Origin of the sequence: Bacillus sp. JJ675 (assembly GCF_036963165.1) — a bacterium.
Taxonomy (GTDB): Bacteria; Bacillota; Bacilli; order Bacillales; family Bacillaceae; genus Bacillus; species Bacillus glycinifermentans.
Genome location: NZ_JBALMR010000064.1, coordinates 46,206 through 67,237, shown reverse-complemented (window position 1 = coordinate 67,237; position 21,032 = coordinate 46,206). Strand labels below are relative to the sequence as shown.

At 47.9% G+C, this 21,032-nt stretch carries 20 protein-coding genes; 11 read left to right on the top strand and 9 right to left on the bottom strand.

Features of this window, described 5'->3' with window-relative positions:
• Window positions 1–13: 13 nt before the first annotated feature.
• From V7126_RS17045 to V7126_RS17030, 4 genes are all read right to left on the bottom strand, one after another.
• The gene (locus V7126_RS17045) at window positions 14–898 is read right to left on the bottom strand and encodes a helix-turn-helix domain-containing protein (RefSeq protein ID WP_046129754.1); all 885 of its coding nucleotides are present in this window, start codon (window positions 896–898) and stop codon (window positions 14–16) included.
• 21 nt (window positions 899–919) lie between these two features.
• Window positions 920–1,129: a YheE family protein gene (locus tag V7126_RS17040; RefSeq protein ID WP_046129755.1), complete on the bottom strand. Its 210-nt coding sequence runs from the start codon at window positions 1,127–1,129 to the stop codon at window positions 920–922.
• A 153-nt stretch (window positions 1,130–1,282) separates the two neighbouring features.
• A complete protein-coding gene (locus tag V7126_RS17035) occupies window positions 1,283–2,635 on the bottom strand; it encodes a YheC/YheD family endospore coat-associated protein (RefSeq protein ID WP_046129756.1) in 1,353 nt (450 codons plus the stop codon).
• Window positions 2,632–3,717, bottom strand: a complete 1,086-nt coding sequence (locus V7126_RS17030; protein WP_046129757.1) for a YheC/YheD family endospore coat-associated protein — start codon at window positions 3,715–3,717, stop codon at window positions 2,632–2,634. The genes V7126_RS17035 and V7126_RS17030 overlap by 4 nt, the downstream gene beginning before the upstream one ends.
• A gap of 258 nt (window positions 3,718–3,975) precedes the next feature.
• Between V7126_RS17030 and V7126_RS17025 the strand changes: the two genes are divergently transcribed.
• The 4 genes from V7126_RS17025 to V7126_RS17010 all read left to right on the top strand — a co-directional run bounded on the left by V7126_RS17025 (window position 3,976) and on the right by V7126_RS17010 (window position 8,558).
• Window positions 3,976–5,106 carry a DUF445 domain-containing protein gene (locus tag V7126_RS17025; protein ID WP_046129773.1) on the top strand — a complete coding sequence of 377 codons (1,131 nt, stop codon included), beginning with the start codon at window positions 3,976–3,978 and terminating at the stop codon, window positions 5,104–5,106.
• A 107-nt stretch (window positions 5,107–5,213) separates the two neighbouring features.
• Window positions 5,214–5,567: a YlbF family regulator gene (locus V7126_RS17020; protein WP_046129758.1), complete on the top strand. Its 354-nt coding sequence runs from the start codon at window positions 5,214–5,216 to the stop codon at window positions 5,565–5,567.
• Between the two features lie 458 nt (window positions 5,568–6,025).
• Window positions 6,026–6,889 carry a Cof-type HAD-IIB family hydrolase gene (locus V7126_RS17015; protein ID WP_046129759.1) on the top strand — a complete coding sequence of 288 codons (864 nt, stop codon included), beginning with the start codon at window positions 6,026–6,028 and terminating at the stop codon, window positions 6,887–6,889.
• Between the two features lie 160 nt (window positions 6,890–7,049).
• Entirely contained in the window at window positions 7,050–8,558 is a 1,509-nt protein-coding gene (locus tag V7126_RS17010; protein WP_335497881.1) for a coproporphyrinogen III oxidase, read from the top strand.
• A 34-nt stretch (window positions 8,559–8,592) separates the two neighbouring features.
• On the opposite strand, the gene def is transcribed toward V7126_RS17010, so the two are convergent.
• The 4 genes from def to V7126_RS16990 all read right to left on the bottom strand — a co-directional run bounded on the left by def (window position 8,593) and on the right by V7126_RS16990 (window position 11,635).
• Complete coding sequence (gene def / locus V7126_RS17005) at window positions 8,593–9,174, bottom strand: peptide deformylase (protein WP_046129760.1); 582 nt, start codon at window positions 9,172–9,174, stop codon at window positions 8,593–8,595.
• A gap of 351 nt (window positions 9,175–9,525) precedes the next feature.
• Window positions 9,526–10,740 (bottom strand): cation:proton antiporter, encoded by a 1,215-nt coding sequence (locus V7126_RS17000; RefSeq protein ID WP_046129500.1) that lies wholly within the window; start codon window positions 10,738–10,740, stop codon window positions 9,526–9,528.
• 6 nt (window positions 10,741–10,746) lie between these two features.
• Window positions 10,747–11,244: a cation:proton antiporter regulatory subunit gene (locus V7126_RS16995; RefSeq protein WP_046129501.1), complete on the bottom strand. Its 498-nt coding sequence runs from the start codon at window positions 11,242–11,244 to the stop codon at window positions 10,747–10,749.
• Between the two features lie 64 nt (window positions 11,245–11,308).
• On the bottom strand, window positions 11,309–11,635 hold the full coding sequence (locus V7126_RS16990; protein ID WP_046129502.1) for a hypothetical protein: 327 nt from the start codon (window positions 11,633–11,635) through the stop codon (window positions 11,309–11,311).
• A 205-nt stretch (window positions 11,636–11,840) separates the two neighbouring features.
• Between V7126_RS16990 and V7126_RS16985 the strand changes: the two genes are divergently transcribed.
• From V7126_RS16985 to V7126_RS16975, 3 genes are all read left to right on the top strand, one after another.
• The gene (locus V7126_RS16985; RefSeq protein WP_046129503.1) at window positions 11,841–12,614 is read left to right on the top strand and encodes an enoyl-CoA hydratase; all 774 of its coding nucleotides are present in this window, start codon (window positions 11,841–11,843) and stop codon (window positions 12,612–12,614) included.
• Window positions 12,615–12,785: 171 nt separating this feature from the next.
• On the top strand, window positions 12,786–13,904 hold the full coding sequence (locus tag V7126_RS16980; protein WP_046129504.1) for a Rap family tetratricopeptide repeat protein: 1,119 nt from the start codon (window positions 12,786–12,788) through the stop codon (window positions 13,902–13,904).
• Entirely contained in the window at window positions 13,894–14,049 is a 156-nt protein-coding gene (locus V7126_RS16975; protein WP_157759327.1) for a hypothetical protein, read from the top strand. Before V7126_RS16980 ends, V7126_RS16975 begins: the two co-directional genes overlap by 11 nt.
• Before the next feature lie 193 nt (window positions 14,050–14,242).
• Here V7126_RS16975 and V7126_RS16970 read toward each other — a convergent pair whose 3' ends face one another.
• Complete coding sequence (locus V7126_RS16970) at window positions 14,243–14,428, bottom strand: YhzD family protein (protein ID WP_046129505.1); 186 nt, start codon at window positions 14,426–14,428, stop codon at window positions 14,243–14,245.
• Window positions 14,429–14,547: 119 nt separating this feature from the next.
• Between V7126_RS16970 and V7126_RS16965 the strand changes: the two genes are divergently transcribed.
• The 4 genes from V7126_RS16965 (at window position 14,548) to V7126_RS16950 (ending at window position 21,025) form a co-directional block, all read left to right on the top strand.
• Window positions 14,548–15,444 (top strand): ABC transporter ATP-binding protein, encoded by an 897-nt coding sequence (locus tag V7126_RS16965; RefSeq protein WP_335497852.1) that lies wholly within the window; start codon window positions 14,548–14,550, stop codon window positions 15,442–15,444.
• The gene (locus V7126_RS16960; RefSeq protein ID WP_335497850.1) at window positions 15,437–16,708 is read left to right on the top strand and encodes an ABC transporter permease; all 1,272 of its coding nucleotides are present in this window, start codon (window positions 15,437–15,439) and stop codon (window positions 16,706–16,708) included. The genes V7126_RS16965 and V7126_RS16960 overlap by 8 nt, the downstream gene beginning before the upstream one ends.
• A 122-nt stretch (window positions 16,709–16,830) precedes the next feature.
• Entirely contained in the window at window positions 16,831–18,060 is a 1,230-nt protein-coding gene (locus V7126_RS16955; RefSeq protein ID WP_335497848.1) for a metallophosphoesterase family protein, read from the top strand.
• A 13-nt stretch (window positions 18,061–18,073) separates the two neighbouring features.
• Complete coding sequence (locus tag V7126_RS16950) at window positions 18,074–21,025, top strand: ATP-binding protein (protein ID WP_335497846.1); 2,952 nt, start codon at window positions 18,074–18,076, stop codon at window positions 21,023–21,025.
• The last annotated feature ends 7 nt before the right edge of the window (window positions 21,026–21,032 follow it).

Below are 21,032 nucleotides of genomic sequence, written 5' to 3'. Positions count from 1 at the left end.
TGCACTTTGCTGTTTAGCGTGCCAATGCATTCATGATCATGTAGACGGCGCAAGCTTCTTCAAACTGTCTGATATCGATTGCCGTTTTGTCGATAAATCTGTCGATTCTGTACTGCAGGCTGTTTCGGTGGATAAACAGCCGCTTCGCCGTCAGGGAGGCATTCAGGTTGCACTTCATATACGTCTTGATGGTCTGCGCTGTCTCAGAGTCTGACAGCGCGTCTTTAACCAGATCCGAAAACGCCCCCGTCTTGATTTTCCCCGGCTTTGCCGTCATAAAAGACGGAAGGAACTGATAAAAAGAGGAGACGCTGCCATGATCGTGATTCGCCAGAATATGCTGAAACATCTGTTTCTCAAAGCCGATTTTTTCCCGAAGCGAAGCGTTGATGTGATGAAGCTGGCCGCTGAAAAAGACGGGATTTGCCAAAAAATCGCTTGTCAGCGCGTCCGCAAGCTCTGTGAGCTGCTGTTTGGAAAGGGACGGTGACGGATCTTCATGAATGATCAAGGCTTCATGAAGGCTGTACCACACCACGAGAGGGCGTTCGAAAAATCCGCTGACCGCTTCCTTTATAGCGTATCTTTCTTCGGGGGAATGTTTCATTTTGAAAAAATGCCCTTGGACGAACTGAGCGTTTTGCGGGTTTTCCAACGGGGCATTTTCGAAAAAATACCGGTGCCATTCTTTCTCACGGGGCGTCAATTCCGATGGATGCGGTTCATAAAAAGGCCGGAACAAAGCGAAAAGCAGCCGTTTTTCCCGATCGGTAACCGCCTCTTTCAAGACGCCGAATGTCTCTCCGTCGTCCGTTTGAAACCAGAGTGCTTGATGTTTTGGAACCGATCCGGAAGCGACCAGCCGTTCCCCGTACAAAGCTTTTAATTTTTCCAGCATTTGAAAAACTTCCTTTTCTGTTTACTCGTAAATATGGAAGAGCATTAACTCATGAATTTCGCTTTTAAGCGATGGTTCATCATCGTGCGGCGGATAGACGCTTCCCCATTCGATTTCCCCTGATTGATGATAAATCCCTTCATAATGCGTTCCTTTATGGTAAAACGAGATTTTCCAGCCGGGCAGTTTTTCTTTTTTAAACAACGGTTTCCATTGAAAGTGAGAAATCATAAAGTGCCACGCTCCTTCATCGATTTCAAAACGATCCGCCGAACCAAGCTGCTAACTAGACGTTTGATTTGTTATCATTGTATCTTATTCACAGGAAAGATCATAGGGCTCTTTTCATAGAAAAATGCCGCGAAGAGTCGTGTTCTCCGCGGCTTAAGAGTTTTGCCACAGCTTCTCGGGAAAAAGGATCGATTGCTCGGTTAAGTAAGAAGCGTATTCAAAATTCATTCTTTTCGTCAGCCGGCTGACGGATGTTAAACCGGGATGGGCGAAGATTGCCCGCCCGGGCCGGGAGTTGGCTTCAAACATCCAGACGTTTTTCGATTCGTCCATTCCAAGATCAAAACCGATTTCCCCGATAAAGCCTTCCGTTTTTTCATCGATTACACTGCTGATCAATAGGGCCGTTTTTGTCAGCTTTTGCAGAATATGAAGCCGTTCTTTCGGATCATCATAGATTTGGGCTAGCGTTTTCACGACGCCGCCCTTTGACATATGGGTTGTAATCCCGCCCCTTTCCGCGATTTTGACGGCGATCGCCGTAACCGTCCATGTGCCTTTTCTGTTTTTGTTCGTATGGACTCTGAAATCGGCCGGGTGGCCGTCAATCCTGATCAGTTCAATTCCCTGCTGTGCGATATACGGGATTTCTTCTTTTCGCTTTTGTATGTCATTCAAAAATAGGTCCGCAGATGAATAAGATTTGTCACCCTCCGCATGCCTGGCAAGGAGCCCGTTTTCCCCTTGTCTGGATAGCTGGAAAATTCCGTTTCCAAGGCTGCCGTTGGCCGGTTTCACATAGACCGTGCCGTATTGGGCGACCATGTCGTCGAGTTTTTTTGCCGACGGCGCAAGAACCGAGTACGGAAGGAGCGGTTCCGTTCTTTCGTCTTCCCGCAAGGATTCGTATATGTCCCATTTGTTAAAGAAGCCGGGATTGAACCACGGAATGCGGTACTCGTTCATCAGCCGGGCTTTCGTTTCCTGCAAGGCGTCTTCATCCTCAGATTGCCTATTCGGCAATCTGTCATATACGACATTTGGGAGGGGAACGATCACTTCCTGCCAGCCATTTTCCCGAAAAATAAGGCCGCGCACCGTTCCGTCCTCCCACTGAATCTGGTGGGCGCCGAACATGTAGCAGTAGCCTCCGGCCGGAAGATCCATCGTCAAAAGCTTTGAAAAAAACAAAGAGCGCCCCCTGACCGGCGCAAGTTCCGACTTTGTGAAGCCGGCGGTGAAAATGCCGATTAAAGGGCCGATATAGACGGTGCTGTCGTGAAACAGCAATGCCGCTTTTCCGCGGTATGGAATCCGTAAATTTTTATACAGGTTTTCAGAAAGCAAAACGGTTTGCTTCAAGTCGCTCTCAAAGGAAACATGACACCTTTCAACAGTCGTTCCGAAAGCGGCGTACAACAGGCCTTCCTGTTTGTAAGAAGCCGGAAGCAGCATCATGTTTTCGCTGTTTTGGTGAATCCCGACCGTCAGCGTTTTAGCGTTCATTTCCTTCCAACTCCTTTCTTGTCCCGCGATGCCGCCAAAAAGGAGCAATATTCGAGGGGCCCGTTGTATAAAAGTTCCCTGTTTTCAGGAGAATGCTGTAAAAACGCTTTTTTCCCCGGCTTTGAATTGACGTCGAGGAGCCAGACCTTCCCGTCTTTCGTCAAACAAATATCAAGGCCGAGCTCGAACAATGGGCCGTGCCCTGATTCGAGCGCATGGGGGACGGCGTTTGCGATCGTATCTAAATCGTCGAGAAGGACGGCCTGCCGTTTTTTCGGAACACTTGACAGCCAGCTGTCAAAGCTTACGGATTCGGAATCTCCGGCCAAGTTGGTGAGCAGTCCGTGCTGATAGCTTCGTCTCACCGTTTTTCCGACGGTCTCCCATTCGCCGGAGCCGTTTTTCTGCAATAACAGCCTGATGTCGCACGGATACCCGTCTTTATCTTGGATGTCGAGAAACGTTTGCAAAAGGTAGCGGTGCTGAAGGACTTTTTTGCACCATGTTTCAAAAGAAGCCTGTTTTGAAAATGATTTGATTTGCTTATGCTTTCCGACCTGGTAGGCGGCTTTCACCGTTTTCCCGGAAAGCTCAAGGTGAATGATTCCCCGGCCTCCGGAGCCGTATGCCGGCTTCAAGATGCACGATTTCTCTTTCGCCAGCCGCCGAAGGACGGCCTGCGCGCTTGCGGCGAGCGATGTCGGCGGCAGGTAAGCCTGAAGGACAGGGTCCGCTTTCAACGCATTGTAGACCGTCCATTTTTCGGGAAGTCCGAGTCCGAGAAATTCTGTTTTCGGGTATTTTTTCAGCCATTCCACGATCGGCTTCGCTTTTTTCGACTGCTGGTTTCTGCCGTAGAAACAGCGGTCATAGATCAGCTCGGGGATTTCGCGTTCAACCTCGTTCCACTGTCCCGATTTCGGGTGGTAGGTCAATGCTTTCACAAGCATGGATCCCGGGGAAATATCCAAAGGAGTAAACCGGATAAAACCGATTCCGTAATCTGAAGCCTTTTTCGCCAATTCTTCGGCATAGGCTTTTTCATGCTGATGGGACAGCGACATAAATCCAAGCGTCATCATGCTTATTCCTCCTTGTTAAAAACCCTCCTGTACATGAACTCCTGTATCATGATTCGCATTCCATGGTTCGGGCTCTGCCACTCGCGAACAGAAGCTTTTCAAAAATATCCACCTGACCCATTCTATTTTTGTCGCGCCCGTATCATTCCCGAATTTGCCCGTCTTTTGTTCAGCTACTATAATAACGATATGCATAGATGGCCGTTGAGAAATGCAGTCTATGTAACAAGTCAGGTGAAACGGAAGGCAGTGGAAAGAATGAATGTTGTCGGTACTTTTATTTTCATGATCGTCATCGGCGCTCTGATCGGAGCTGTGACGAATCATTTTGCGATTCAAATGCTTTTTCGCCCTTATAAGGCGCATTACATATTCGGGAAGAGGATCCCTTTTACTCCCGGATTGATTCCGAAGCGGCGCGACGAATTGGCGAGGCAGATGGGACAAATGGTCGTCAACCATCTGCTGACAACCGAAGGAATCAAAAAAAAGCTGGCCTCTGACGCAGTCCAGAAACAGGCGGTACAGCTGGGCGAACGGCTGATTTCAGCTGCAAGCGAATCACAGATGACCGTTGCAGAAGCGCTTGAAGCGATCGGGGTGACCAATGCAGCTCAGAAAGCGGATCAATTTGTAAACAAATGGACGGATGAAAAGCTATCCGCTTATTTGGCGACATATAAAAACGAACCATTGAAAGACCTGATCCCAAAAGAAGCCCAGGACAAGCTGAGCGAAAAACTCCCGATGGTGTCAGACTATATTTTAGAGCGGGCTGTCAGCTACTTTGAAAGCGAAGCAGGAAAAAGCCGGCTTGGCAATATGATTGACGATTTTCTGAAGGAGCGCGGCATGATCGGCAGCATGGTGCAGATGTTTTTAGGAAACAGCAGCCTCGTTGACCGCGTCCGGCCGGAGATCCTGAAGTTTTTGAAAAACGATGAAACCGCCCGGCTTTTAACAGATCTGCTGCAAAACGAATGGGACAAGCTGAAAGAGTACTCGTTTAAAGAAGCCGATGAAAAATGGAACCTGGAAAACCTCATCATGAATGTGAAGAAAAAGATCATGACAAGGTTTTCCCTCGCGCCATTTTTCGAAAGAACAACGGGGTCGTACGTCTCCATGTTTGAAACGGATGCAGCAAAGCGCCTGCCGGAGGTGACCGGCCGTTTGCTTGACGCGGCGTGCCGCCATCTTGATGACGTGCTGAAACAGCTTCGTCTCGAAGACATCGTTAAGGAGCAGGTCGACAACTTTCCGGTTGAACGGCTGGAAGAAATGGTTCTGTCGATTTCCAAGCGCGAATTTAAAATGATTACGTATTTGGGCGGGCTGCTCGGCGGAATCATCGGGGCGATTCAAGCCGTTTTTGTCATTCTGTTTTAAAGATGGAAACGGAATTGAAAGTATAACTGTGAAAAACGCTCCATAGTCTGTTATAGTGGAGTGGTGCCATATCCATAAGAATGCGGCAGGAAAGGAGCGTATGAAACATGACGGTCAATTTATACGACTCGGCTTACGATTTGGAAAAAGCCTTGCGCCAAAGCGATGAATACTCTCAATTGAAGGGCCTTTACGATGATGTAAATGCTGATCCTTCGGCAAAAAGGATGTTTGACAATTTTCGCGATATCCAGCTAAGACTTCAGCAAAAACAGATGAATGGTGAAATGATCTCCCAGGAAGAAGTTGAACAAGCGCAAAAATCTGTGGCACTTGTTCAGCAACACGAGAAAATTTCAAAGCTGATGGATGCAGAACAGCGGATGAGCATGCTGATTGCCGAATTAAACAAAATCATCATGAAACCGCTCGAAGAGCTTTACGGACATCCTGAAAGCTGATCAAAACCCCCGCTTTCCATTGAAAAGCGGGGGTTTTTTTATGTGCAGCCGATCCAGCCCGCCGGACTATACTTAATTAAGTAAACAAATAACTTCATTAATTTTTAAAAAAGACTTGTCAATTGATGAAATTGCTGAGATAATACAATGTGTAAGTGCTTACATTTTGCCGAGATACGATCATGAGCATATACGACTAAGCGGCAAAAGCTAAGGGGTACAGAGAATAAGCGCATATGCCGGTCAGACAAAAGGGGTTTATTATATCTTTTGCGAATTGAATGAAAGGGGCATTGAATTCGCAGTTTTTCAATAAGGGAGAATCATGATCGTATCCGAAAGATGCGAACGAAAAGTCTGTGCAGACAGGCTTTTTTAGTTTGAGGTCTGTTCTAAAGGAGCCCTTCGGGACATATTCTCTATAACAGGTACAGTCATCAAAGAAGGGGGACCTCCAGGTGTCAAAACAAATGCTTGCGCTGAATATAGACGGAACGCTGCTTCGGACAAACGGACGGCTTCATCCCGCAACGAAGGAAGCGATAGAATACGCTAAGAAGAAAGACGTTTATGTAACGCTTGTGACGAACAGACATTTTCGCTCCGCGTTAAAAATCGCCAAATCGCTAAAGCTCGATGCAAAGCTGATCACCCATAGCGGTGCAATTATTGCGGACAAAATTGATGAGCCTTTTTATGAAAAACGAATTTCTGAGGAAAAGACGTTTAATCTTGTTCAAATATTGGAGAGCTATGACTGCAATATCAGGATTCTGCACGAAAAATATTCGATCGGCAACCGGAAAAAAACAAACTCAAATCTGCTCGGAAAGACGATGATCCATCCGTCAGACCCGATTTTTTACCCCGTGCAGTTCGTCGATTCCTTGAGCGATATGCTGATGGATGAACCGGTCAGCGCGCCGGTCATTGAGGTTTACTGCACGATGGAAGAAAAGAAAGAGATCACGCATACGATCGAGAATGCCTTTCCTTCAGTAGATGTCATCCAGGCCGGGGAAAAGCTCTTGATCGTTCAAAAAGGGGTTTCAAAAGAATCCGGTTTGGCGATGCTTGCGGCAGACCTCGGCTTTAAAATGGAGGACGTCGTCGCGATCGGGCATGATACCGATGATCTCCCGATGATTGAACTGGCGGGGATGGGCGTCGCCATGGGGAATGCCCCTCAAGAGGTCAAGCAAAAAGCCGACTGGGTGACGCGGTCCAACGATGAACAAGGCGTCGCCTACATGTTAAAAGAATATTTCAGAAAGCAGCAAAGCAAAGACTTTCTCAAAAAATTTCATATCAGAAAAGTGTAAAACGGATGTTCATCCCTGTTTTCTGAGAAAACGGGGATTTTATTGTTGGCCTGCATTCTTTACAGCGGCAGTGCTTTTTTCGGCGATGTGTTCCTGGATTGATTTTGGCGAGGTATTTTTGTACACTAAAGAAAGTTTTGAAACGAAAAAGGTGATGATATTGCGCATTCATATAGAAGGGCTTCAGGACGACAGATTCGTGAGGCCGCTCGAGAATATAGCCAACCTGTTTTTTGAAGAGTCCGAGGTCGCGATTGGCGAAAAAGTTGCTCCGGACCTTTCAATCGCCCTGCATTATGAGCGGGACGTTTCGTCGGTCCGGGCTGCAGGGGCGATTGAAGGAACTGATATAAAAGCTGAGTACACGAAGTCGCTGGACCCTGAGTTGCCGGAGAAAGAAGCGTTTAAGCAAGTGAAAAATACCGTTTCTTACGTATTTTTAAGCGTTCTTCAAGAACATACCGGGATCGTTCAGAAGTGGGGGATTCTGACGGGAGTACGCCCGACAAAGCTGTTGCACAAAAAACTGCAAAGCGGGATGTCAAAAGAAACGGCACACGCCGAATTGAAAAGAGATTACTTAATCCATGACGAAAAGATCGAGCTGATGCAAAACATCGTTGACCGCCAGCTTAAAGCCGTGCCCGATTTATACGACCTTGACAGGGAAGTCAGCATTTATATCGGCATTCCGTTTTGCCCGACAAAATGCGCTTACTGCACGTTTCCTGCCTATGCCATTAGAGGGCAGGCAGGACGGGTCGGTTCTTTCTTATGGGGGCTTCACTACGAAATGCAGAAAATCGGCGAATGGCTGAAAGAACACGGCGTCAAGATCACGACCGTTTATTTTGGCGGCGGCACGCCGACAAGCATTACGGCCGAAGAAATGGATCTGTTGTATGAGGAAATGCACCGTTCATTTCCCGATGTCAAAAACATCCGCGAAGTCACGGTTGAAGCAGGCCGCCCCGATACGATTACCCCGGAAAAGCTTGACGTCTTAAAAAAATGGAACATCGACAGAATCAGCATCAACCCGCAGTCGTATGAAAACGAGACATTAAAGGCGATCGGCCGCCATCATACGGTTGAAGAAACGATCGAAAAATACCATTTGTCGCGCAAACACGGAATGTCAAATATCAATATGGATTTGATCATCGGCCTCCCGGGGGAAGGCGTTAAAGAATTCCGCAACTCCCTTTCGGAAACGGAGAAATTAATGCCGGAATCGCTGACCGTCCATACGCTGTCATTCAAACGCGCTTCGGAAATGACGAGAAACAAGCATAAGTATAAAGTGGCAGACCGCGAGGAAATCGTCGCAATGATGGATGACGCAGTGTCCTGGACGAAAAAGCACGGCTACCGTCCCTACTATTTGTACAGACAAAAAAACATCCTCGGCAACCTTGAAAATATCGGGTACTCTCTTCCGGGCCAGGAAAGCATCTATAACATTATGATTATGGAAGAAAAGCAGACGATTATCGGCATCGGGTGCGGGGCGGCGAGCAAATTTGTCGATCCGAAAACGGGAAAAATCACACATTTCGCCAATCCAAAGGACCCGAAATCGTACAATGAGAGATTTGAACACTATACAGAAGAAAAACTCCGCTACTTGTCAGAACTGTTTGGACAAGACGCCAAAAGCGGGGGATAAGAAAGGCTTCCGGCATCGCCGGAAGCCCTTTTGTTTACCATGCGCTTTCGATCTCTACACCTTCCGGAAGCTTGAACGGGTTTTCGCTGTTGATCCGGTCGTAAAACATGATTCCGTTCAAATGGTCGATTTCGTGCTGGGCCACGATGGCGGCGTATCCTTTCAGCCTGAGCACCACTTCTTTTCCGGTAATGTCGTATGCTTTCACTTTGATTCTCTCATACCTCGGAACATAGCCTTTTACGTCCCTGTCGACGGAGAGGCAGCCTTCTCCTTCAGGCAGATAAATCATCTTGACGGAATGGCTGACGATTTTTGGATTCAGCAGCATGTATTCGTGCTGCCTAGTCTTCTCGTCTGTAAAATACGCGGCAAACATCCGTTTATCAAGGCCGATTTGGTTTGCGGACAATCCCACGCCGGGGCGAAGACCGTACCTTTTGGCCGTCTCGGGGTCCTGGCTGTTTTTTAAAAACTGCAGCATCGCCAAAAGCTCTTCCTTTTCTTCTTCGGATGGAGGAAGGCTGACGCCGGCGGTTGCTTTTCTCAGTATGTCGTGCCCCTCTCTTACGATATCTTTCATCGTGATCGTATAATCTGAATGAAATTTGCTCATAGACCGAGACTCTCCACCTTTCTTTTTTGGAATTTCTAAAAAGCCGGATCAAATTTGGACAAGTTGATCATATCTTTTCAAAATGCGAATGTCCAATGGCTTGCATTTCCGCGAAAACGCAAAAGGAGACTCCGCAGGAGTCTCCTCAGCGTGTCGACAAACCCTCGCATTCGTTGTCAGGCCTGCGCGTCGGTGCTCACGAATTCCAACATTCGCTCCGCTCCGATGCTCGGCCTTCCTAGACTGCAAGGGTTTTCAATCACGCTGAAAGGATGACAAAATCCTAAAACTATAAACCGTTTTATGATTTTGTCAACAATCTGAGGAGACTCCGCAGGAGTCTCCTTTCTGTCACCCTCGCTGTTTTTTTGCTTCAGGTTTTTTCCATTTAAACACATGATTCAGCATATTGAAAATCCGTTTCGATTCCTTTGTGAGGAGCGGTCCCAATATGGCCAGTATCAGCACGTACAAAGCGGCAAACGGCTTTAATGTGGCTGAAAGTCCGCCGGCGATCCCGAGATTGGCGACGATGATCGAAAACTCGCCGCGTGAGACGATCGTTAAGCCGATATTGGACGAAGCTTTATGGGAAAGCCCGGCTCTTCTGCCTGCGACCATGCCGGCGATAAAGTTTCCGGCCAAGGTGAGGATGACGGCGCCTAGAGAAAGCCATACCGCATCTCCCAATGTAAACGGGTCGATGCTCAAGCCGAAGCTGAAGAAAAACATCGCACCGAAGAAATCGCGAAACGGCACGACCAGGTGCTCGATCCGGCTGGAATGCTCTGTCTCAGAAAACACGAGGCCGAGCAGCAGGGCACCGATCGCTTCGGCAACGTGAATCGTTTCCGAAAAGCCTGCGACAAAGAAGAGCAGCGCAAAAATCACGATAATAAAGACTTCGTTTGAACGGATATCAAACAGCCGATTTAACAATTTCGGCAGCTTCCTGGCGACGATAAAGAACAAAATCATGTAGCCGAAGGCGATCAAAATCGAAAGCAGCGCCTTTCCGACTGAAGTCGAATCGCCAAGGACAAGCCCGGAGACGACGGATAAATAAACGGCGAGGAAAATGTCTTCGAACATAATGATTCCGAGAATCAGCTCGGTTTCCGGATTCGCCGTCCTCTTTAGGTCGACGAGTACTTTGGCGACAATTGCGCTCGAAGAAATCGTGATGATCCCTGCGACAATCAGGACTTCGAGAAACTCAAAGCCCGCGATGAACCCGAACAGGACGCCTAAGCTGAAATTGATCAGAATATAAATCGTTCCCCCGACAGCGATGGATCGTCCGGATTTGATCAGCTTTCCGATCGAAAATTCCAGTCCGAGATAAAAGAGCAAAAACAGGACGCCCATTCTGCCGAAAAAGGCAATGATCTCTGAGCTTTCGATAAACCTCAGGTCTATGATGCCGATCCTCGGAGCGTGCGGGCCGACGATCATTCCCAGAATAATCAAAAAGGGAATGATCGAGAATTTAATCCGGTTCGCGATTAAGGCAGCGATTGCAACAAGCAGGAGCGCGGTGCCGACTTCAAATACGAGATGATCCAATGAGCATCACCCTCCCTTTCGGGAAAGAAAATCCTGTTTCATTTTCTTGAGGTTTTTTCTTTCACCGGACAGGACGAGCGTGTCGTTTTCTTCAAGAACAGAGTCTGCTCCAGGATTCAACAATTTTTCCTGATTCTTTTTAATAATTGCGATGACGGTCACGCCGTAGTTTTGCCTGACGTCGATTTCACCGAGGGTTTTGCCGACGGCATTTGCCCCTTTTTCGACTTTGAACCATTCGATGATCAGGTCGTTAAACGCCATCTCAATCGATTCAAGCGCCTGCGGCTTATAGACCATTCCGCCGAGGATGGCGGCGAGTTGCCTCGCCTCGCCGTCATCAAGAGAAATGTTGGTCACGATTTCATCGGGATCTTCGTCGTCAAAACGGTAGATTTCCCTTCTTCCGTCGTCATGAACGACAATCGTCATTTTTTCATGATTTCTCGTCTCTATTTCAAATTTTTTGCCGATGCCCGGCAGATCATTTTCTTTAATATTCAATCGTATCCCTCCAAAATAACTTTTTCCTTTTGATCTGATCATTATACAGACAAAACAGGAAAAGTCAGGAGAGGTAATTCGACTGGTATTTCACAGGGATGGCGCACGTTTTTTCCAAAAGCAAATCACCGTGCCGAACCTCAAGCTGAGGGTTGAAACGGGTTGCGCTTTCGGCTTGTGCAGAAGAAAAAACATTTGCATTCTTCCCTGTTTGATTCAGAAAGCTTTTTGCCAAAGGAGGGGGCTTTAAAACATGGGTCTCAGGGTTTGAGGAATTGAGAGACGTATGGCTGCTTGCTTCAGGATCGAAGCCGGTGATCTCGTCCTGAACGAAGAATGACACCGTTAAGATGGATAAACTTAACAAAAACGTCAAAATGGTTTTGATCACTTTCCCCCTCCTTTCTTCGCATGCTCTCTACCATCATGATATAAAAATGAAGACCATCATTCAACTAAAAAGGCTTATTTCAGTATCAGTTGATCTTGAAATGGAATAAATCAGCCGATTCTGCCTTGAAAAAAAGGTTTTGAAAATAAAAAGTGGAATAGTTAAGCAATCCCCTGATGGAAACGCATTCAATGGAGGTGGTCTCATGGAATTGATTAAATGGAAGGACAGCGGCGAAGTATTTGAGGTGGTGCTGAATCGGCCTGAGGCGTATAATTCCCTGAACGAAAACATGCTCAAGGAGCTGAAAGAGACTTTCATACTGGCGGAGGAAAGCACGTCCAGGATCATGCTGATCAAAGGAAGCGGAAAAGGGTTTTCAGCAGGCGGCGATATTAAGATGATGCTGTCTTCCGCGGATGAGAACTTGGCAGAAGAGGTTATCGATACGATTAACGACATTGTGATGATGCTCTACAATATGCCGAAGATCACGGTAGCGGCCGTCCACGGAGCGGCAGCCGGGCTCGGCATGAGTCTGGCGCTCGGCTGTGACCATGTGCTCGCTGAAAAAGAAGCAAAGCTGGCGATGAATTTTATCGGCATCGGACTGATCCCGGACGGCGGGGGCCATTTTTTCTTGGAGCGGAGAGTCGGCGAAACGGCGGCAAAGGAACTGATTTGGAGCGGCAAAAAATTGACGGCGGACGAAGCCCAGAAGCTCCGCCTTGTTGATGCCGTGTTCAGCGGCGATCTTGACAGGCATGCCGGCGCGCATCTCGAAAAGCTTCTTGAGTCGCCGCTTTGTGCGATGATCGAGACGAAAAAAATATACCGAACCTTGAACGCCGGACGCCTTGAGCAAACGCTCGCGCTTGAAAAAGCAGCACAGCTCAGAATGAGGATGACAAAAGATCATCAGGAAGGGATCCGCGCATTTTTGGAGAAGCGGAAACCGCACTTTAATCAGCATGCATGAAGAAAGCCGTCCCTCCTATTTTTAAATCGCGAAAAAACGCGCCATTTGTATGGTATAATGTTTGACATCTCTAAATATATTAGTCTTTTAGTCTTGGATGTGAGCTGCGAAAATCAATTTATGAAGTTAATCTAGACATCGAGATGTTCGAGCCGAGGGGGCGGGAGGAAATTGAAACAAAAGATTCCATCTGAATACGTTGCAGCAAAGCTGAATGACTGGTACAGCGCCATTCGGAAAAATCAGGTTGCCGCCAGCGAGTTGCTGAAAGCCGAAATATTGCGCGACTTCGAGGACATGGAAGAAAATCAGGATGTGCTGCTTTATTACTCTCTGCTTGAATTCAGGCACAAGCTGATGCTCAGCTATCTGAAGCCGAAAAAAAGCGAAAACATCGAAAAAAATCTTCGTGATTTAGAGGAAAAAGAGGACCAGATGACAGGTCTGTTAAATTATTATTTTTGGTTTTTTAAAGGAATGTACGAGTTTAAGAAAAGGGAATTCGTCAAAGCGATCAGCTGTTATAAAATGGCCGAACAAAAAGTGAACGCATTAGAGGACAAGGTTGAAAAAGCCGAATTTTATTATAAGCTCGCCGAAATTTATTACTATATCAATCAGAGGTACCTTTCCATCAACTACGCGACGATGGCTTCCGATATTTTTCAATCTTATGAAACATTAAAGGAGAAAAAGATTTATTGTGATTTTATCATCGCCGGAAATTTGGTCGAATCGATGAAATACAACGATGCGCTCACAAATCTTAAACATGCGCTTGAGGATGCCGAGACAATCGGAAACAGCCATTTGACGGCATCCGCCCATTTTAATCTGGGGAATTGTTACTTTTATCTTAAAGCGTATCAGCAAGCCTCAGAACATATGGAAAACGCTTTATCCATATTTGAAAAAGAAACGTCGTCATACGTGCCTAAGGTATTGTATAACTTGATGTACGTCCGTTTAAAGCAGTCAAGGCACGCTGAAGCGGCCGAGTGCTATGAAAAAGGCATCAAAAGCGCGGCATCCCTTCACGATGAAGAGCACGAGGCAAAGCTCAACATTTTGCGCGGCCTGTATTTAGACGGCGGGGACCGCGGCGCCGTCCAAAAGGGGTTTGATTATTTGGAGTCAAAACGTCTCTACGCGGCCGTTGAAGAGCTGGCTTTGGATGCCGCCCAATATTATAATCAAATTGAGCGACTAAAAGATTCCATTTTTTATTATGAAAAGAGCGCTCAGGCAAGACGAAAAATTCAAAGGGGAGATGCATTGTATGAAAGCTAAGCTGTTGTCCGTCACATTGTCGCTGGCTGCTGTGCTGACTTCTGCGGGCTTTTTGGGGGAAGGGCATTCCGCCCGGCTGTATGCTGACAAAATGATTACGAATTATGACGGGCCGTCCGCGGCACCTGCCGTTCAGAAAGCGTGACCAGCTGAAAAACACGATACTTTTCACAGCGGGCATGTCCAGCGTGTTTTTTTATGAAGCTGCTCGGCAGAAACGGATCGCTTATGCGTCTTTTTTACTTGGAGCGGTCAACCTTGGAGATCACGTATTACAGGAAACATTTCCGGCGGCAACATCTGGGCCCTTTCCTCAAATGCTGCCGCCCGTTTTTTTGTCAGCTGTGAAAGACGATCATTTTACCGGACGAATGGACTACGCGGTGCGTATGATCCAAAAACCGCTTTTCCTTCAGCAGATCTTTTCCTTTTTGTTTTGCCTCCTCTTCATTTTCCGCTTCAAAACGTTCGTTCAAAAGCGTTTCCCCGGTAGTTGCAAATACGGTTACATAATAGACTTCCATTCTGTTTCTCCTTTCGTAAAATTTGTTTGCTTTTCTTAAATTTATATAAAAATCAAAAAAATCCTTTTTAAAGTGATATGACTAACGTATGATTGTAAATTGGAAGGAGGAGTTTTTCTATGCTTAAAATCGATCATGTGACAAAAAGGTTCGGCTCGTTTACAGCTGTTGACGATCTGACGCTTGATATCCCGGAAAAGCAAATGTTCGGACTGCTCGGTGCAAACGGAGCGGGCAAAACGACGACGTTCCGGATGATATTGGGCCTATTGAATGCATCAGAGGGCACCGTTACCTGGAAAGGAAAACCGATTACATACGGCATCAGCAACGGAATCGGCTATTTGCCGGAGGAACGCGGGCTGTATCCGAAGCTTAAAGTAAAAGACCAGCTCGTATATCTTGGCCGCCTCAAAGGTATGACAAAGCAGGCAGCGCCCAAGGAGATGGAGAAATGGCTCGAGCGCTTCCACATTACAGAATATGCGGATAAACGGGTTGAAGAGCTTTCAAAAGGAAACCAGCAAAAAATCCAGTTTATTACGGCCGTGCTCCACAAGCCTGAACTGTTGATTCTTGATGAGCCGTTCAGCGGACTGGATCCCGTCAATGTGGAGCTCTTGAAGGATGCCGTCATCTCCCTGAAAAACGGCGGCACATCGATTGTGTTTTCGAGCCACAGAATGGAGCATGTCGAAGAGCTTTGCGAGCACGTCTGCATTTTGCAGCGCGGCAAACCGGTCGTTCAAGGAAAACTGAAAGAAATTAAGCGTTCCTTCGGCAAAAAGAACGTCACGATCCATTCGGACGATGATTTGACCTTTTTGAAAGAAGCGGACGGGATTACAAAATGGAGGGAGACTTCTGAAGGCGTGAGGCTCCAGGTTGAAAATGAGGGAGTTTCCCAAAAGCTGTTTTCAATGCTCCAAGGGCGCGGGTTTATCAGGAAATTTGAACTTGAAGAACCTTCTTTGCATGATATTTTCATAGAAAAGGTTGGTGCCCGATATGAATAAGTTTTGGATTGTACTGTTTCATACATATACAAGCAAGCTGAAAACGAAATCGTTTATCATCTCGACTGCGATTACGCTTGCGCTCGTCCTGGTTGTCACCAACCTGGGCAATATTATTTCGATGTTTGACAAAGACGGCGGCGAACCGGATAAAATTGCCGTCATTGATCAATCGAATCAACTGTATGAGACGTTTTCCCAGCAGCTTAAAATCGCTGACAAAGACGATGAGCTTGAGCTTGTAAAAGCGGATAAGCCGGAAAAAGAGCTGGAAAAAGACGTCAGAGGCGATGAGCTTGCCGGCATTTTGATTTTGTCAAAAGATCAAAAAGGCGAACTGACGGGAACGTACAAAGCGCTCGATATCGCCGATTCATCTGCCGTTTCCACGATGGAACAGGCGCTCTCCCAAACGAAGATCGCCGTCGGTACGGCTGAGCTGAACGTACCGTCTGACAAGCTGAATAAGCTGTTCACACCGGTTAAAGTAAAAAGCGTCGCCTTGAAAGAAGGGGCCAAAACAGAAGAAGAGCTTCAAAAGGCGTCAGGCCTTGTCTACATCGTGCTGTTCGTCATTTATATGTCCGTGGTGATGTACGCTTCAATGATTGCGACTGAAGTGGCGACGGAAAAATCGTCCCGCGTCATGGAAATCTTAATTTCAAGCGTCCCGCCCGTCCAGCAGATGTTCGCCAAACTGTTCGGCATCGCTTTGCTCGGGCTTACACAGCTTGCCGCTTTGTTTCTTGCGGGATATCTTTCCCTCAAGGGGAACCAGGAGGCAGCAGGCGGAGCGTCTGAGCTGATTAAAGGCTTTTTGGACGTGTCAGGCGTTCCTGTATCAACGCTTGTGTACGGCGTGATTTTCCTGGCGCTCGGCTATTTCCTGTATGCGACGCTTGCAGCGTTTCTCGGAAGCGTCGTCAGCAGGATCGAAGATGTTCAGCAGACGATTTCACCGATGATCCTGCTTGTTGTCGCCGGGTTTATGATCGCAATGTTTGGATTAAGTGCACCTGATTCGACGTTTATTATGGTGACGTCGTTTATTCCGTTCTTTGCGCCGATGATCATGTTCCTCAGAGTCGGAATGCTCGATATTCCGTTTTGGGAAGCGGCGTTGGGCATCGGGATCACCGCCGCAACGATCGTCATCCTTGCGATTGTCGGGGCAAGGGTCTATAAAGGCGGAGTTTTGATGTACGGAAGCGGAGGCGGACTGAAAAATATCAAACAGGCGCTTCGGCTCTCAAAAGACCAATAATGAGAAAACGAGAAAAGCAGCTTTCAAGAAAAGCTGCTTTTTCGGGCGGAGCAGTAGAACGTGCATTCGCCTGAAAGCCGTGATAGAATGGGGGCAGAAACGTTTTGAAAAGGAGCAAAAGATTGACAAACCTTACGTTCATTCATGCGGCCGACCTGCATCTGGACAGCCCGTTTCGCGGCATCAGCGGGCTTCCGGAGCCGGTTTACAGGCGGATTAGAAACAGCACATTTGAAAGCGCCGCGAATATGTTTAAGCTCGCCGTCAGAGAACAGGCCGATTTCGTGCTGCTTGCCGGTGATCTCTTCGATGAAGCCAACCGCAGCTTAAAAGCTCAGCTCTTTTTGCGCAAACAGTTTTTAAAGCTTGAGGAAAGCGGCATTCAGGTTTATGTAATTTTCGGAAATCACGATCACATGGGCGGCGAGTGGACGCCGATCGAGTGGCCTGACAATGTTCACGTGTTCTCATCGGCCCGCATTGAAGAAAAATCGTTTTATAAAAACGGCAGGCTTGCCGCAACCATCTACGGCTACAGCTATCCGGAGCGATCTGTTTTTGCGAACAAAGCCGCCGAAATGAAAAGATCATCGAACGGCGCCCCTTTTCATATCGGCATGATCCACGGCACGCTTTCAGGAGAAAGCGGCCATGATCCGTACTGTCCTTTTTCTCTTCAGGATTTAAAAAACGGGCAGATGGATTATTGGGCGCTCGGCCACATACATAAACGGCAGGTCGTTTCCGCCGAACATCCGGCGGTAATTTATCCGGGGAACACCCAGTCCCGCCATATGAAGGAAACAGGCGAAAAAGGCTGCTATCTCGTCAGGGCGGACGAGAGCGGGGTGTCTTTTGAATTTAAAGCGACGTCAGACGTCCTCTGGGAAGCACTTCCCATCGACGTGTCAGAGACACGGCATTTGACGGATTTGATCAGCAGCATGGAGGATGCCCTCCAGCCCTTCAGAAGCAAGGGGACGGCAGTTTGCATCAAAGCGGTGCTGACGGGAGAAACACCGCCTTATTTGGCGGAAAGGCCGGCCGGCATCATCGACGAGCTGCTTGACGTCTTTCGCGGCGAGGAGGAAGACGGTGAGTCGTTCATCTGGCTTGCCGCTGTCGAAGACCGCACCGTGGGGAGTGTGAGCGCGATCGAAAGCGATGCGTTTTTTCAGGAGCTCACCCGCGAGATCGATGATTTTCAAGACTTTGGACAGGTTCTTGGCGATTTGGAGAGGCACCCCGTCTTTAGAAGGTACGGAGCGCGTTTTCATGAAGAGGACCTCTGCGGAATTCGCGAAGAGGCGAAAAAAGTGCTGCTCGATGAACTAAAGAGCATGAAAAGATAAGGGAGGATACGGGGTGAATATTCATACGCTGCATATATACGGATACGGCAAATTTACCAATCAGACATTTCGCCTCCCGCCTGCTAACCTTCACTTAATCTACGGGCTGAATGAATCCGGAAAAACGACGCTAATGTCTTTTATTGAAAGCATGCTGTTCGGCTTTCCGAAAACAAAGCGGTATGAACCGAAAGCAGGCGGCGTGTACGGAGGAATGCTTGAAGCGTTGCATCCGGCCTTCGGCAATATCCGCATCGAACGGACGGCTGGCAAGCCAGACCGGGTCAACGTGTTTTTGGAAGACGGCAGCATCCGCTCGGAGGACTTTCTAAAGAACCTGTTATCGAACATGGACAGGCGTCTGTATAAAGCGATCTACTCATTCGATGTGTTCGGGCTTCAGGAAATTCATAAATTCAACCGCGACAAAATCGGCCGCTTTTTGCTTTTTTCAAGTTTATTCGGCTCGGACGCGATTGCAAACATGGATGCAAGCCTTACGAAAGCACAGGAAGAGCTGTTTAAGCCGAATGGACGGAAGCCTGAGCTCAACCGGGAGCTCGATCATTTAAAACGGCTTTCAGAGGAACTGAAAAAAGCGAAGGCGCGTGAAGGCGAATACCATCTCATCCTGAACGGAAAAAGGACGGCAGAAGCGGCGATCAAGGAAAACGAGCAGCTGCTGGAAGATGCTGTGCGGAACATCGCCATATGCGAGCAGGCGATCGAGATTCATCCGCTTACAAAGGAAGAACGCCGGCTGAAAGGGCAGCTTGAAGCAGCCGGCGAAGGGGAAGACCGCTTTCCCAAGTCAGGCCTTTTCGAGCTTGAAAAGTATGAATCCCACCTGCATCCAAAAGAGGCCCAGCTGAAGGCGCTGGAAGAAAAGAAACGCGACTTGGAAAAGCAGTCGTCAGCCCTTCTCCCTTTAAAAGCCTATGTCCGGCACGAGGGGCAAATCGAAGAGATTCTGTCAGAATACCCGGTTTACCAATCTTACAAGGAAAACATCACGGCGCTGACAGAACAGCTCAAGCAGGCTGACGAACGGGTGAAGGCAGGAACGGCTCGCCTTTCAATCGAAGACGAGTCGCAAATCCTTAACATCGACACAACGTACGATTATGAGTGGAAGCTGCAGGAGGCGATCCGCGCTTACCTTCAATTGCGCGAACAGAAACGGGTTCTAGACGATCGCTTTGAACAGGCGAGGGCCGATCTTGAGGAAGCCGAGCAGGCATATGCTGAACTCTCGGAAGAAGTGATGCCTGACGATGTCCGCAAGCAAAAAGAAAAAACCGTCAGCCGTTTGGAAGCTGCGGGAGGAAAGGCGGAGAAGTGGGAGGATCTCATCAGACAGCTGTCCCTGCTTAAGAGGGAAGAAAAAGAGCGGGAGAAGAGGAGGAAACTGGCAGCATTCTCGGCCGTTTTCACAGCCTTTGCTGCTTGTCTGGCGGCTCTGTTTTTTCAGCAGTGGCTCCTTGGCGGCTTTATCGTTGTAGCTGCCGTTCTGTTCCTCTTTTCTTTGAAAAAGGCCGGTCCTTCTTCAGCGTCAGCATTCATCCGCGAGCAGCTTGAAGGACTCGAAGGGGACGCTTCGGATCATGCTCCGGAGCTGACATCCTTGAGAGAAGAGCTGTGGCGGGACGATCAAAACAGGCGCTTTCTCGTCGCAAAACAGGCAGAGCTGAGGCAGAAGGAAGCGGACTACGAACGGGCGATTCAACAATTTGAAGAATGGGAAAAGGAGATGTTTCCTTATCAGGAACAAACCGACCGCTTTTTAAAAGAGCTTAATCTGTCGATAGACCCGTCGTTTTTGTCTGATGCATATGCCTTAATCAAGGAGCTCAAAGAAGAAATCGCGAAAAAGCGGGAAATGGAAAGGGAGCTCGCCCGCTTTGAGGAAAAGAGGGCATCTTTTGAAAAACGGCTCAACAATCTTGCCTCATCGCTCGGCCATTCCGAAGGAAGCGTGCAGGAATCGATTTTCAGGCTGAAACACGAGCTCGATTTGCAAAAAGAAAACCTGCGCCAAAAGCAGGAAATCGATTTGTCGCTTCAGCATACGCTTGAGCAGATGAAAGAATTGGCAGGGGAAGCGGAATACTTCAAATCGCGGATCGCCGAGCTGTTTCAAAAGGCCGGGGCAAATGATAGGGACTCATTTTTAGAGCTTGCCAAACTGGATCAGGAAAAAAAGGAATTAAAAGCAAAGCTGGCATCCATCGAGGCGGAGCTGGGCAAAAAAGACGAAAATGTTGTCCGGATTGCCTCCGGCCATACGCTCGCAGATCTGGAAAATCAGCTTGCAGCGGCGAAAGAAACAAAAACCCTGACAGAACAGCGGCTCAAAGAAGAGAGAGAAAAAGCTGCGCTGCTTCTTGCAGAGCAGCGGAGGCTGGAAGAATCGGGAACCGTTTCCGAACTGACGCACGAGGTGGAGCTGCAAAAAGAGCGGGTCGCCGCACTCGCCAAAAAGTGGGCTTCGATCAAGCTCGTCAGGCAGGCCGTCAAAAACAGGATGGATGATCATAAAAAGATCCGTCTTCCGAAACTCCTGGAAACGGCCGAGGCCTTTCTGAAGCCGTTAACAGGCGAACGTTATGAAAAAATTTATTTTTCCGAAAACCCCGATTCGATGATGGTAGTGAGAACGGACGGAGCCGTGTTTCACGCGCACGAACTGTCACAGGCGACCTGTGAGCAGCTCTATTTAGCGATACGATTCGCTCTCGCTTTGTCCCATCAAAATGACATCAATCTTCCGTTTCAGCTTGATGACAGTTTTGTCCATTTTGATCAAGAAAGGCTCAAGAAGGTGATTGACATGTTAAAGCAGCTTTCGGGAAAAGAACAGCAAATATTCTATTTTACGTGCCATGAGCATGTGAAGGATGCATTTCGGGAAGAGGAAGTGATGATGCTTTCTTCCTTGGCGGAAAAGGAAGCAACTAGCAATTAAAGGATTA